Origin of the sequence: Tamlana carrageenivorans, from assembly GCF_002893765.1 — a bacterium.
Classification (GTDB): domain Bacteria; phylum Bacteroidota; class Bacteroidia; order Flavobacteriales; family Flavobacteriaceae; genus Pseudotamlana; species Pseudotamlana carrageenivorans.
Genome location: NZ_CP025938.1, coordinates 2,159,373 through 2,174,046, shown reverse-complemented (window position 1 = coordinate 2,174,046; position 14,674 = coordinate 2,159,373). Strand labels below are relative to the sequence as shown.

At 36.2% G+C, this 14,674-nt stretch carries 12 protein-coding genes; 2 read left to right on the top strand and 10 right to left on the bottom strand.

The annotated features are described in order from the left end of the window. Positions 1-52: 52 nt before the first annotated feature. Positions 53-1,171 carry a 3-isopropylmalate dehydrogenase gene (leuB, locus tag C1A40_RS09620; protein WP_102995715.1) on the top strand — a complete coding sequence of 373 codons (1,119 nt, stop codon included), beginning with the start codon at positions 53-55 and terminating at the stop codon, positions 1,169-1,171. A 310-nt stretch (positions 1,172-1,481) separates the two neighbouring features. Here the strand turns inward: leuB and C1A40_RS09615 are convergent, their stop codons facing one another. Further along, positions 1,482-2,651, bottom strand: coding sequence for an IS4 family transposase (locus C1A40_RS09615; RefSeq protein ID WP_102995714.1), 1,170 nt, complete (start codon positions 2,649-2,651; stop codon positions 1,482-1,484). Between the two features lie 194 nt (positions 2,652-2,845). On the opposite strand from C1A40_RS09615, the gene C1A40_RS09610 reads away from it, so the two are divergent. Further along, positions 2,846-4,045, top strand: a complete 1,200-nt coding sequence (locus tag C1A40_RS09610; RefSeq protein ID WP_102995713.1) for an IS4 family transposase — start codon at positions 2,846-2,848, stop codon at positions 4,043-4,045. 179 nt (positions 4,046-4,224) lie between these two features. Here C1A40_RS09610 and C1A40_RS09605 read toward each other — a convergent pair whose 3' ends face one another. The 9 genes from C1A40_RS09605 to C1A40_RS09565 form a co-directional block, all read right to left on the bottom strand. Beyond that, positions 4,225-4,911, bottom strand: a complete 687-nt coding sequence (locus C1A40_RS09605) for a potassium channel family protein (RefSeq protein WP_102995712.1) — start codon at positions 4,909-4,911, stop codon at positions 4,225-4,227. Positions 4,912-4,918: 7 nt separating this feature from the next. Then, positions 4,919-6,667 (bottom strand): TrkH family potassium uptake protein, encoded by a 1,749-nt coding sequence (locus tag C1A40_RS09600; RefSeq protein WP_102995711.1) that lies wholly within the window; start codon positions 6,665-6,667, stop codon positions 4,919-4,921. 124 nt (positions 6,668-6,791) lie between these two features. Continuing rightward, a complete protein-coding gene (argH, locus tag C1A40_RS09595) occupies positions 6,792-8,066 on the bottom strand; it encodes an argininosuccinate lyase (protein WP_102995710.1) in 1,275 nt (424 codons plus the stop codon). A gap of 389 nt (positions 8,067-8,455) precedes the next feature. Next, positions 8,456-9,517, bottom strand: a complete 1,062-nt coding sequence (locus C1A40_RS09590; RefSeq protein WP_102995709.1) for a M20 family metallo-hydrolase — start codon at positions 9,515-9,517, stop codon at positions 8,456-8,458. Then, entirely contained in the window at positions 9,514-10,296 is a 783-nt protein-coding gene (gene argB / locus C1A40_RS09585) for an acetylglutamate kinase (RefSeq protein ID WP_102995708.1), read from the bottom strand. The genes C1A40_RS09590 and argB overlap by 4 nt, the downstream gene beginning before the upstream one ends. Beyond that, positions 10,289-11,227 (bottom strand): N-acetylornithine carbamoyltransferase, encoded by a 939-nt coding sequence (locus C1A40_RS09580; RefSeq protein ID WP_102995707.1) that lies wholly within the window; start codon positions 11,225-11,227, stop codon positions 10,289-10,291. Before C1A40_RS09580 ends, argB begins: the two co-directional genes overlap by 8 nt. A 4-nt stretch (positions 11,228-11,231) precedes the next feature. Further along, a complete protein-coding gene (proB, locus tag C1A40_RS09575) occupies positions 11,232-11,996 on the bottom strand; it encodes a glutamate 5-kinase (protein WP_102995706.1) in 765 nt (254 codons plus the stop codon). 89 nt (positions 11,997-12,085) lie between these two features. After that, entirely contained in the window at positions 12,086-13,282 is a 1,197-nt protein-coding gene (locus C1A40_RS09570) for a glutamate-5-semialdehyde dehydrogenase (protein WP_102995705.1), read from the bottom strand. Between the two features lie 11 nt (positions 13,283-13,293). Next, entirely contained in the window at positions 13,294-14,460 is a 1,167-nt protein-coding gene (locus C1A40_RS09565; protein ID WP_102995704.1) for an aspartate aminotransferase family protein, read from the bottom strand. Positions 14,461-14,674 lie beyond the last annotated feature (214 nt).

The window sequence follows — 14,674 nt, the reverse complement described above, 5'->3', positions numbered from 1 at the left end:
AAATCTGTTTGTTTTCGCTTTCGCGGAAGGAGACAATTAAAAAGAGTACGATATGAAGTTAAATATTGGCGTATTACCAGGAGATGGCATAGGACCAGAAGTTACAGCTCAGGCCGTTAAGGTTTTGAAGGCTATCGCTATTGAATTTAACCACATATTTACTTTTGATAAAGCCTTAGTTGGAGCCGTAGCCATAGACAAAACCGGCTCGCCTCTACCTGATGAAACTATTGAAATTTGTAAAAAAGCAGATGCCATATTATTTGGAGCCATTGGCAACACCAAATACGATGATGATCCCGATGCTACAATACGCCCAGAACAAGGTCTTTTAGGGCTACGGAAAGCATTGGACTTACATACCAACATTAGACCTGTTATTGCTTACGAAGATTTACTCAATAAATCCTCGTTAAAAGTAAAAGCAATAAAAGACACCAACTTAGTTATTTATAGAGAACTAACCGGTGGCATCTATTTTGGAGAACAGAAACTCAGTGCCGATGGCAACATCGCATCAGACACCTGTGAATACCAACGTTTTGAAATTGAACGCATTGCTCATAAAGCATTTAAAGCCGCACAGTCACGAAAACGTAAATTAACTTTGGTAGACAAGGCTAATGTTTTAGAAAGTTCTAGACTATGGCGCCGTGTGGTGAAAGACATTGCCAAGCAATACCCCGATGTAAAACTAGATTACACGTATATCGATAATGCAGCCATGGATTTAATCATCAATCCCAGACAGTTTGATGTCATTTTAACCGAAAATATGTTTGGTGATATCCTTTCGGAAGAAGCCAGCGTTATTGTGGGATCTATTGGCTTATTGGCTTCTGCTTCTATTGGCGACAACCATGTGATGTTCGAGCCTATTCATGGTGCTTATACTAAAGCTGCCAACAAAGGTATTGCAAACCCTATAGCCTCCATCTTATCGGCAGCTATGTTGTTGGATCATTTTGGATTAGATGAAGAAGCAAATCGTGTGAGAGAGGGTGTAGACAAATCGTTAAAACTTCATATTACCACCCCAGATTTAAATAACAAATACGATCATATAAGCACAACAAAAGTTGGCGATTTTATAGAGGATTTCATTCATAATCCCGATGAAACCAATCTAAACTTTACTAATATCCATTTAGGACAATCCACTATTATTTAATTATTTTGAGTTAGTCAACAAGCAAATTAAACTAGAGAAAGTCCTTAAAAGCGCATTTAACCAATGCGCTTTTTAAATTTATTTTTTTGGGTAAACCAATCCATACCACCATCTTAGTCTACATCTAAAAAAGCTACGAATTACAACTTACTTCATGCTTTATTTGAACTAAACTAGTTCTTTAAATTGAACATTTTGCACCAAATACAATGGCGTAATTAATGTTAGAAAAACAATCCTGTCCTAAACATTTTTGATCTAATCAAAAGTCAACGATTTTACTGGTAATTAGCCATGTTTTTTATCTTTTTCAAAAAAGAACCCCTTGTGTATAATTTTGTTTGGGGGGAGGCTGCTCGTTAAAAGGGCTGTCAATCCATTTTTGCAAATCCACTTTGACAAAAAGGTTAAGTCTTATAAAAGCTACTAAATTGGACAAGTACCAATTATATTTTGCATTTGCTTTTAAGGCTTTTAGGATGAGTATAGTAATAAGAGCCGTCCATATTTGTATCATTACGGCATTTTCAGAAGTTCCTATAAACGATTTAGTATGTAGCTGTTGTTTGATGTCTCTAAAGAATATCTCAATATCCCATCTAGCTTTGTAGAGTTGGCTAATTGTGTTTGCTGTCCAAGACATTTGGTTGGTAATAAGTTCTATTTCCTGGTTATTTTTATCGTCCCATACAGCTATTCTACGTAGCTTCTTTGGGTATTTTGTTTTTGATTTAGCCCCTGTTAGCTCAATGATTTCATCTTTTAAAACATGATGATGTCTATTTTCTGGCAATTCTTTTTCTTTAATACTCTTAAATTGGATGTTTTCTTTGTGCCTAATTACAAAAAACACTTGGTTGCTGTCCCAAACGTTAAGTAACGAAAAATCATTATAAAATCGATCTGCGACAATAACCGAACGGCTAATCAAAGGAATATCGTAAGCTCCTTTATTATCTGCTGTTTTACCATCGCTAATATTTACATAGTGCGGTAAATTACCATCATAATCAAGCAAGGTGTGCATTTTTACAGCTCCTTTGTGGGTTTTGTATTTTGCCCAATCAAAGAGACTTAAACATAGACTTATCGTTGTAGAATCTAATAGAAATATCTTGGATTTAATTTTGAATTTAACACGTTTTAAGTGAGGGTGCTGTCCAAAACTTTTTAAAAGAACATAGTAGTAATCTCGATAAAGCGTCCAGTCTCGATGTTTGTTTTGATAGCTTATCGTTGATTTAGAAGGTGCTTTCTGTATGCCTAAATGATTAAGGTTTCCTGTGGCAGAGCGAAGTCCATTACTTATATCTCGGACGGATTGACTTTTTGCAAATTGACAAAACAACATGGAGACTAAATGTGTCCAACTATTAAATCCTTTTTGATGTTTATCTGTTCCCTTGGCTTTTACAAGTTTAGAAAAACTAGAACGGTCTAATTTGGAGATTATCTGAGAGAACAATGTTATATTTGTCATGGAGAAAGGTTGTTTTTTGTTGTGCAACTCAAAAATAATATTTTGAGATACAAAATCCCTTTCTCTTTTTAAGCGTTTTGGACGCTATTGTTAGAAAAAAATCATTAGTGTCCGATAAAAGATTTAAAAAGCGGGATTTCCAAGATAGGATTTCCCGCTTATTTTGTATCTTGAAGTTATCACACATCCAAGATATGAATAAAAGTAAAAACTTTAGCAGACACCCCATAATCAAACAGGTATTAAATTTCATTTTGCCCAAAGATGTTCATCGGACAGCCAAAAAGCACAACAGCGATCGCTATACCAAAAAGTTTACCACCTATGAGCATTTGGCCACTATGGTATTTACCGTGATCAGTGGCTGTAGCTCACTTCGTGAGGTTTCCAGTATTATGCTTGCCTGCGAGGGAAAGATCAACCATCTAGGACTCACGGACTTTCCAAAACGCAGTACCTTGTCAGATGCTAACAGGAGAAGAAGCTCTGAAGTATTTGCCGATATTTATCATTTACTCTACAAACGTTACCATCGCTTTTTATCGGACAGCAGACCCTTAGAACCTGCAGTGAAGAACCTTAAAATCGTTGATTCCTCGACCATCCCCCTATTTAGTGACATTCTTAAAGGTGTAGGAAGGAACCCGCTCAACGGCAAAAAGAAAGGAGGTATCAAGATGCATACTATGATAAACGCCATGGAAGACGTTCCTTGTCTGATTAAGTTTTCAAGCGCGGCCACGCACGACCACACCTTTTTAAAAGACCTGGAACTCAAGAAGGGCTCTTATGTGGTTTTTGACAAAGGGTATGTGGATTATGAGCAATACCAAAAATGGACACTGGAAGATGTTTACTTTGTGACTCGGCAAAAGGACAATGCTCGCTATACAAGCCTTGAAGAGTTTGATATCTCCAATAAAGTGGACGATGCTGTCCTAAAGGACGAAAAAATAGGGCTTACGGACAAAAACGGCAATGCTTTTTCCCTGAGGAGAATCGCTTTTTGGCACGAAAAGCACCAAAAAGTTTATGAGTTCATCACTAATAATTATGATCTTGATGCAGACAAAATAGCCGACATCTATAAAAATAGGTGGCAGATTGAGACGATGTTCAAGCGGCTTAAACAGAACTTTCCGCTAAAGTATTTTTTGGGAGACAATCAAAATGCCATCGAAATACAAATCTGGGTCAGTTTGATAATCCAGCTCATTATGCTTGTGATCCAAAGAAAAGCCCAAAGAAACTGGGCTTATTCCAATATGATGTCCGTCATACGATACCATTTGATGACATATATCGATTTGTTCAAATTCCTGAAAAACCCAGAAGCTAATTGGGAAGAGATTACAACCAAAAACATTGGGCAATTAAGCCTTTTTGACCCATAAGGAGGTTCTGTTTTCAAAATAAAGAGTGCGATCAATAAAAAAGGCCAACACCAAAGCTTTTTTAGCTAATTCTGTTTTTTATCGGACAACAATAGAAAAAAATACTTGTTGTTTAGTTTTTCTGTTCAAGGTTTGGAATTAGGGCTAAGCATTTAAAAATTCATCTTAGTTGTACAACATCAATACTCATTTAAAAACCTTTTAATGTCTTTATTCGATCCATAAATAACAAGAATACCATCTTTATATAGGATATCATCGGCACCAGCTACACCTTTAACCTTTGTAATATTTCTGGTTTTCCCAACGGTGCTTTTAATTTCTGTATTTGCAATAGTAGTTAAAACCAATAAGTTATATACTTTTCGAATATCGATCTCTCTAATGTTTTTTTGATCAAATTTTTCAGGAACATGAACTTCCATAATACTATAGTCATCATTTAATTCAAACGAATCGATAACACCCTTTAAAGACAACTTTTTTGCCCATCTTTCTGCCGATTCCTCTTCGGGATGCACAATATCGTTAACTCCAATGGCGTTGAGCACCTTTTCGTGCAAACCGTCAATGGCTCGGCTTATTAAGCGTTTTACTTTTAAGTTTTTTAGTAATGCAGTTGCCATAATATTGGCGCCCTTATCTTCGCCAATAGCTACAACCACTACATCGGTATCACTTAAAGGAAGTCCAGATACCGTAAACTCATCTGTGGCATCCAAACAAATGGTATGAGATAAATGTTCTTTCAGCAAATCAACCTTTTCCATTTTGCTATCAACACCAATAACTTCATTGCCTTGTGAGGTTAATTTCTTTCCTAAAGATGCGCCAAAATTTCCTAGACCTACAATAATATATTTCATGTCATTTTTAATTTATGGTGATTTCTTCGCTAGGATAGCGATAATTTTTATGCTTTATTTTTTTGAAAAGGGCTACCATAATAGATAGCATGCTAACCCTGCCAATAAACATAATAGCAATAAATACAAATTTACTTGCGGTACTTAAATCGGCGGTAATACCAAGACTTAAGCCTACGGTACTATATGCCGAAAAACATTCGAACGCAATATTTAGTAATCCCATTTCTGGGTTAAAAATACTAATACAAACAATGCCAGAACCTATAACAATTAGAGACAAAGCAATGGTAGCAAACGCTCTTTTTACTGAAATTTCGGCAATTTCTCTTCTATAAACTTCAATACGCTGTTTCCCTTTGGCTAAACTTAAAACATTAAGCGTGGCTATAGCAAAGGTACTGGTTTTAATACCACCACCGGTAGAAGTTGGAGATGCTCCAACCCACATAAGCAAAAGAGTAATAACTACGGTAGGAAATGACAAATCACTCATGTTAACCGAATTAAAACCAGCCGTTCGAGGAGTGGTAGCTCCAAAAAGTGCATTTACTAATTTTCCTGATAAATCGTGTTCGGCAAGCGTATTATCATATTCAAAAATCAAAAACAATATAAAACCTACTGCCGTTAGAGAGAACGTCGTCACTAAGGTAATTCTGCTATTAATGTTTAGAACCCAAGGCTTATACGTTCTATTTTTTGCATTGAAAAAGAAAATATTAATGCATTTATGTTTGATAAGTCTAATAATATTAACCACGATTGGAAACCCCAAACCACCTAAAACAAAAGTGACTACAATAATAAGTTGCAAGGCGTAGTTAAATCGGAAACCTGTTTCGTAAATGCTATTGGATAAGGTTGAAAAACCAGCATTACAAAAGGCTGAAATCGCGTGAAATATTGAAAAAAACACGCGGTTAGACAAACCACTAAACAAAGCTTTATCTAAGGAAAAGAAAATAAAAATAGCCGCTATCACTTCAACAATAGTTGTAATAACGATAATATTTTTTAGAGTACTAAATACATCACTAATTTTATCGGAATTTGTCATTTCTCCTAAGGTCAATTGGTTTTCGTAGGTACTTCCTCCTTTAAAAAAGTAACTGAAATAGCTTGCAAAAGTTAGGATACCTAAGCCTCCAATTTGTATCAAAAACATGATAATAGCTTGTCCGAAAAGGGTAAAATAAGTTCCTGTATCCACAACAACCAATCCTGTTACACAAACCGCGCTTGTTGATGTAAATAAGGCATCTATGAATGACAGACCTTGGTGTGTTGCCTTTGGCATCATTAATAGAAAGGAGCCTAGTAAAATAATGACTAAGAAGCTTAATATGAAAATTTGTGCTGGGTTAAGATAGGTTCGATGCAGATTTAGTTTTTGTTCTGAAAACTCCCTAATAAAAGACAGGATGACAGCCAAAACCACCCATATGGGATTTTCTAATATCAAATCGGTTTTAAATGCCTCACCATGAAAGAGGTACATATAAAAAACACACAGGCTAAAAACCACTGAAATCAAATCAAAAACAGCAACCCTACGTTTTAGCAACTGCTTATTTTCAAAATATCTAGCGAACGTTGCTCCTAAGCCTAAAGCAATAACTATGAAATAAAACGCATCAATGATTTGTTGCGTTAATACCGTTTTCGAAAAACCAAAATCAAAAATAAAGGCGAGCATTCCAAAAACGCTCGCCCAAAATGCAATGCTATATAGTTTTTTTAGATTGTAGTTCATTGCTCAAAAATAGTTTATTCTTTTTCTCTACTGCTCATTTTTTTTAAGCTGTATGCTTGTCTATCAAAACTAAGCCTACGACAATAAATAAACAATAAAAAAACCTATTTTCAACAATTACGATCTACCCAGGAAACTTATCGCGAATTTTATCTAAGCATAAATTATGAATACTTCCAACATGGGTGTGTTTTTTAGATGTGTCTGGCACATAGGTACCATCTTGCACTTGACCCCCAATTTTTTGATAGGCTTCTCTAAAAGTTTGTCCTTCTACTACTAAGGTATTAATGTTATCTACTGTAAATAAGTATTTGTATTTATCGTCGTTGATATCGATATCTTTCACAATAATTTGTTGAATCGAATAATTAAAAATATCCAAAATGTCTTTAATATCCTCAAAAGCCGCAATAATATTTTCTTTTAATAACTGAAAATCGCGGTGATAACCACTAGGCAAGTTGTTGGTTATTAATATCATTTCACTTTGCAAGGCTTGTATTTTATTACATTTCCCGCGGATTAACTCAAACACATCAGGATTCTTTTTATGCGGCATGATGCTACTTCCTGTAGTTAACTCGTCTGGAAAGGAAATAAACCCGAAATTCTGACTCATATACAAGCAGGTATCCATAGCAAAACGCGCCATAGTATTTGCCAAACTACCTAAAGCAGCAGCAATGGTGCGTTCGTTTTTACCTCGTCCCATTTGCGCGGCAACAACGTTGTATTTTAGAGTGGCAAAGTCCATTTCTTTAGTGGTAACCTCGCGATCGATAGGAAAAGAACTGCCGTAACCCGCTGCCGAACCTAGCGGATTTTGATCCACCGTTTTTATGGCGGCATCTAATAAAAACACATCATCAATCATTAATTCGGCATAGGCTGAAAACCATAACCCGAATGATGATGGCATAGCCACTTGTAAATGCGTATAGCCAGGAAGCACCTTATCTTTATAAGTCTCCGCCTGATTAATTAAGGTATCAAAAAGTGTTTTGGTTTTGGATTTTACAGCTTGCAACTCTTCTTTAAAATACAAATGAAGGGCCACTAAAACTTGATCGTTTCTAGAACGTGCCGTGTGGATTTTTTTACCGACATCACCTAAAGACTTCGTTAATTCAAATTCAATTTTAGAATGTACGTCTTCAAACTGTTCGTCGATAACAAAAGTTCCATCTTCAATTTGATTGGCTAAAACCTGAAGTCCAGAAAGCAATTTTCCCAATTCTTCTTCAGAAAGAATACCAATTTTTTGAAGCATTATGGCATGCGCACGCGATGCAATAACATCGTATTTTGAAATATGAATATCTATTTCTCGATCGTTTCCAATAGTAAATTGCTCTATTTTTTTATCTATTGATATGCCTTTATCCCAAAGTTTCATTTTTTTTGATTTGTGTATTTGTGTATTTGTTGAAGTGTTTAATCGTGAGTGAAAAACTTTAATTGAGATAGACCATCATATTTTCTCTCTACCACGTTACACCTAACTTTTAATCCTCCTTTAATCCGTTTTCAGTTTTAAAACCGATAATTAATTTTATATAACTTCGTTACCTCTTCGACAAGCTCAGAGTGACTGTACGCTTCTATTTGTGATTAGTTGCTCGTTGATTTATTTAATCATGATTTAGGTGTTTTTTCTGAAACGACAAGAAACCTACCTCTTTATCATTTACTCTTAATTCCTGACTCTTGATTCTTCCGTCTCCCGACTTCTGTCTCCCGTCCTACTTCGTAACCCTTTCACCTTGAAACTCTGCTATTCCTCACTTACATCACCCTCTCAAGTAATTCAACATATATTTTAACCCCTTCTTCTATTTCACTAATATAAATAAATTCATCAGCCGAATGAGATCTCGTACTATCTCCAGGGCCTAATTTTAAGGACGAACAGCTTAATACTGCTTGATCGGATAAAGTTGGCGACCCGTAAGTCGTTCTTCCCATTGCGATTCCTGCTTTTACCAAATCGTGATCCATAGGAATGCATGAAGAGTTCAAACGTAAACTACGTGGTATAATTCGTGTTACTGGCGCCTGACTTTGTAAAATCTCAGCAATCTCGGCATTAGAGTAAGCATCGTTCACACGCACATCAACAACCATATCCACATGACCAGGCACTACATTATGCTGTGCACCCGCATTAATTTGAGTTACCGTTAGTTTCACGTCTCCTAAAGCTTCAGAGCTCTTTTCAAACTTGTAATCTTTAAACCATTGCAGGGCTTCAATACTGTTATAAAGGGCATTATCATCATTTGGATGCGCGGCATGACTTGGTGTACCCTCAACCACGGCGTCAAAAACAACTAATCCTTTTTCAGCAACAGCTAAATTCATCAAAGTAGGTTCACCCACAATTGCCACATCCACTTTAGGAATGATAGGAAGCATACTGTTTAGTCCGTTTGGACCACTGCTTTCTTCTTCCGCGGAAGCGACAATAACCAAATTGTATTTTAAGTTTTCGTGATTATAAAAATACACAAAGGTGGCCATAAGCGACACCAAACAACCGCCGGCATCGTTACTTCCTAACCCATATAATTTTCCATCTTCAACAATGGCTTTAAACGGATCTTTGGTATACGCCGAATTGGGTTTTACCGTATCGTGATGTGAGTTTAGCAACAAGGTTGGCTTGCTCTCATCAAAGTGTTTGTTAAGCGCCCAAATGTTATTTTTAGTACGATTATAATCGATATTGTGATTTGTAAACCATGCTTCGATATGCCCTGCTGTCTGTTCTTCTTCGGAAGAAAAAGACTGGGTTTCGATGAGCTTTTTTAGTAAAGCAATGGCGTCTTGTGTTAACTGCTCTATCATAAAAATAAGGTGGTAAACTTTTGATTCTTGTTACTAATAATACTTGGATTTCCAATAAAAACCCTAGACACACCGGCTTCAATAGCGTGGTAACAGTTCTCTAATTTAGGAAGCATCCCATCATGAAAAACACCTTTATGCTTCAATATTTCGTAGGTACCAGAATCCATAAAATCGATAACCGAGTTATCATCATCAACTTCCATAAGTACACCGTTTTTATCAAAACAGTATACCAGTTCTACTCGATATAATTTTGATAGCCCAATCGCTAATTCTGAAGCAATAGTATCGGCATTGGTATTGAATAGTTGTCCGTTTTCATCATGCGTAATGGCACAAAAAACAGGTGTAAAATCAGCTTCAATAAGTTTATTAATGCTTATGTGATTTACTTTTTTAACATCACCAACAAAACCATAGTCTATCTCTTTTACCGGACGTTTTTTTGAAGCGATACTATTAATATCTGCGCCTGTTAAACCAATGGCATCGGTATCCAAACTTTGCAGCTGAGCCACAATATTTTTGTTTACTAATCCGCCATAAACCATAGTAATCACTTCTAAGGTTTCGGCATCGGTAATACGACGACCATTCACCATTTGAGATTCAATCCCTAACTTTGAAGCGATGTGTGTGGCACGTTTTCCGCCGCCATGCACTAAAACTTTCTTCCCTTCTAATTCTGAAAACTGCTCTAAAAAAGTCGCTAAAGCCTCTGGATTTTCTATAACATTCCCACCAATTTTTACTACTGATAATTTCTCTTTAGCCATTTTCTAATATTTTTTTAAGTACCAATTGTGCAGCGTAGGTTCTGTTATTAGCTTGCTGAATCACCAATGAGTTATCGCTATCTAAAACGGCATCTTCCACAATAAGATTACGTCTTACCGGTAAACAGTGCATAAATTTGGCATCACCTAATTTTTCTTTTGTGATGGTCCAATTGGGGTCTGTATTTAACACTTTGCCATAATCGTTGTAGGAACTCCAATTCTTAACATAAACGAAATCGGCATCCTTAAATGCTTCTTCCTGACTGTGAACAATAGGCGTATCTTTAGTGATCTCCGGACTTAAATTATAACCCTCTGGATTTGCAATCACAAAATCCACATCCATTTTTTGCATGGCTTGAACAAAACTATTTCCTACGGCATGCGGTAACGCTTTAATATGAGGCGCCCAACTTAAAACCACTTTAGGTTTATCTTTTTTGGTATGCTCTGAAATGGTTATCGCATCTGTTAAAGCTTGTAGTGGATGTCCTGTAGCACTTTCCATATTCACCACAGGTACCGAAGCGTGTTTTACGAAGGCTTTTAAAACCTGCTCGCTTTCATCTTTAACCTTATCGGTTAAGGTTGGAAAAGCTCTTACAGCAATAATATCACAATATTGCGACACCACGGCAGCGGCTTCTTTTATATGTTCTGCTGTGTTACCATTCATTACCGTACCATCTTCAAATTCGATTCCCCAAGCATCGCCAGAAACATTCATCACTATAGGATCCATACCTAAATTTAATGCCGCTTTTTGCGTACTTAAACGTGTACGCAAACTAGAGTTAAAAAACAATAAACCTAAGGTTTTGTGTTTACCGAGTTCAACATTTTTAAGGGGATTCTGCTTTAAAGCTTTAGCTTCTTCAATCCATGCCTTGATGTTATCAATATCGTTTATGGATGTGTAATTTTTCATATTACTATGCTTTTATTTTGGTAAATGCTACTTTGTTTTCCATCGCATTAATGATGAAATGATCTTCGAGTCCGTTTACAATCCAAGTTTCTATTTTTGTGTTTTTGGCTAATGCTGCTGCTTCTACTTTTGAAGCCATACCACCACTACCATGCGTAGATTTTGAGTTTACAACTTCGGCTTTTAAAGCATCGAAATCGACAACCTCTGAAATGGTTTCTGGAGTGTTATTTTCAAATGAAGCTTTGGTATATATGCCGTTGGTATTGGTTGCTATGATAAACAAATCGACGTCTAAAAGTGATGCCGTTAACGCGCCTAGTTTGTCGTTATCTCCAAATTTAATTTCGTCGGTAGCCACCGTATCATTTTCATTAATGATAGGAATGTAGTTGTTGTTAACCAAAACGTTTATAGTATTCACAATGTTTATTTTACTTTCCTGTTTCTCGAAATCGGAATAAGACAACAAACACTGGGAACTTAACAGACCATATTCCCTAAAAATTTCTTGATAAATACGAATTAAATGCGGTTGCCCAATAGATGCTAAAGCCTGTTTAACGAATAATTCTTCTCGCTGGCTTTCTAGTTTTACAAACTGTTTCGCCACAGCAATAGCCCCTGAACTTACAATTATAAATTCGTATCGGTCTTGAAGCTGCGCGATTTGACTGGCAATATCTTCAATTTTACCTCTAGAAATATTATCGGTTTCCTTGGTAAGCGTATTGGACCCTACTTTTAATAAAATGCGTTTTTTCTTCATTTATTTAAAACGCCACTTGTGATAATTTTAAAAATTGATCTTACCACAAGTGGACGCTTATTTTTTTTTGCTGGTATGCCCAGGCATACTTATCTTATTTGTCCGTTACCATGAACATACCACTTATTGGTTACTAAATGCTGTAAACCAATTGGGCCACGTTGGTGTAACTTATCGGTACTGATAGCCAACTCACCACCTAAACCTAACTGACTACCATCGGTAAATCGTGTTGAGACGTTGTGATATACGGCAGCCGTATCTACATTTTCCATAAAGGTTTTAGCAACAGCTTCATCGGTAGTGATGATTGATGCCGAGTGACCTCCTGAATATTTATTAATCATGGCGATGGTATCTTCAACTCCAGCAATTTCTCCTATAACGATTTTGTAATCTAGGAACTCTTCATACCAGATATCATCAGATTCAAACTGACTAATTTCATCGTATTTAGCCGTTTTTTCATCACCTAAAATTTCAACATCAAATGCCTTTAATTTAGAAATTAAGCGTTTCATGAAAGCCTCTTTTTCAGGAAGATTTTCATCAATTAAAACTTTATCTACGGCGTTACAAGCTGAAATTTTTGCTGTTTTTCCGTTAATAATCACATCCATAGCGATATCTAAATCGGCTTTAGGGTGTACATACACAAAATTGTTTCCTCTACCACTAATAATAACAGGGCAGTTGGCATGTTTTTTTACGAAAGCGATTAAACGTTCGCCACCTCTAGGCACCATTAAATCTACTTTTTGAGTTGGATTTTCCAAGAAAGCTTGGGTTTCCTCTCTGTTGAATTGTAAATACTCTACCCAATGGGTAGAAGCACCATTCGCTTTTAAAGCCTCGTGCCACAATTCAACAATTTTTAAGTTTGAACGTAAAGATTCCTTTCCGCCTTTTAGTAAAATTTTATTTCCAGATTTAAATGCGATTCCTGCAGCTTCAACTGTAACATCAGGACGAGATTCATATATGATTAGAACGGTTCCAAACGATGCTGTTTTATTGTAAACCTGCATGCCATTATCATGTTTAAAAGCAAAGCGTTCTACGCCAACGGGGTCGTCTTGTGAAGCTAAATGGGTTACCGACTTAATCATTTCATCGACCTTCGAATCGTCAACTTTTAAACGATCGTACATTGAAATATCATCGCCTTTATAAGCCTCTAAATCTTCTTTATTGATATTAATTATAGTTTCTCGTTCCTTTTCTAATAGCACGCCCATTTTAAGCAGTACTGCGTTTCTTGTTTCTATAGTTAATAAAGTGTTCATTTTTCTTTTTTTTAAATTTTTTGTGCCTGCAGTTCCTCTGCAGATTCCACCTCTGGTAACACTTCAATTAGGGCTTCAAAAAACATATTGATATGCTCTTTCCTAACGGTTAACGGAGGTAATATTCTTAATAATTTTTTGTTTGAAGCACCACCAGTAAAAATATGATTTTCATAAATTAAGCGTTTTCTTAAGTCGCCAACTTCAAAGTCAAATTCTAATCCGAGCATTAAACCTTTTCCTTTAATATTTTTTATCTGCGGAATGGTTTTAGCGATTTTTATAAAATACTCAGACATCACTTGCACATTATCTATCAGTTTTTGGTCTTCAATAACCTCTAAAACCGATAAACCAGCAGCACATGCCAAGTGATTACCGCCAAAAGTGGTACCTAACATACCAAATTTAGCTTCTATACTCGGGTGGATTAAAATTCCTCCCATAGGGAAACCGTTACCCATACCTTTTGCTATCGATATAATGTCTGGTGTAACATTATAATGCTGAAAAGCAAAAAACTTACCTGAACGTCCGTATCCCGATTGCACCTCATCGGCGATAAAAAACGTGTTGTTAGCTTTACAAAGTTTATCAACTTCATTGAAAAACTTAGCCGAGCCTTGATCCAGACCCCCAACGCCTTGAATAAACTCAACAATAACAGCACATACATCCCCTTTTTCTAATTCGGCTTTTACGCCAGCAATATCGTCTAATTCAAGAAAAGTCACTTCTTGTTGCGCATTAATTGGCGCAACGATACCCGGATTATCGGTCGCTGCAACCGCAGCCGATGTACGTCCGTGAAAACCATTTTTAAACGCCAGAACTCTAGAATTCCCTGTTTTAAATGACGCTAATTTTAGAGCATTTTCATTAGCTTCTGCTCCAGAATTACACAAAAACAACTCGTAATCTTTACAACCTGAAAGCGCTTCTAACTTATCGGCCAATTGAACCTGAAGCGGATTTTGGATGGCATTGGAATAAAATCCGAGTTCGGATACTTGACAAGAAATAGCCTCTACATATTTTGGGTGTGCGTGCCCTATTGAGATCACAGCATGCCCACCATAGAGGTCTAAATACTCTGTTCCATTCTTATCGTAAACATAAACACCTTTTCCTGAAACTGGTGTTACATCGTACAGCGGATAAACGTTAAATAATGGCATAATTACATATTTATTAGTTGGTTTGTTTTTTAAAAGACGTTTCTTTCTTTATTAGAAGTTATGCTAACCCCTATAATTTGTTTGGTTGTCGCGCAAAAGTAAGGATTTTAGAAGGTTTTTCTGTAATTAGACTGGCTTAAAACCAGCCTCAACTATTATAACAAAAAGCCTTTTCTTGTTGTTTAAGATTTTACTCCTAATCTTTTGCTTGTAT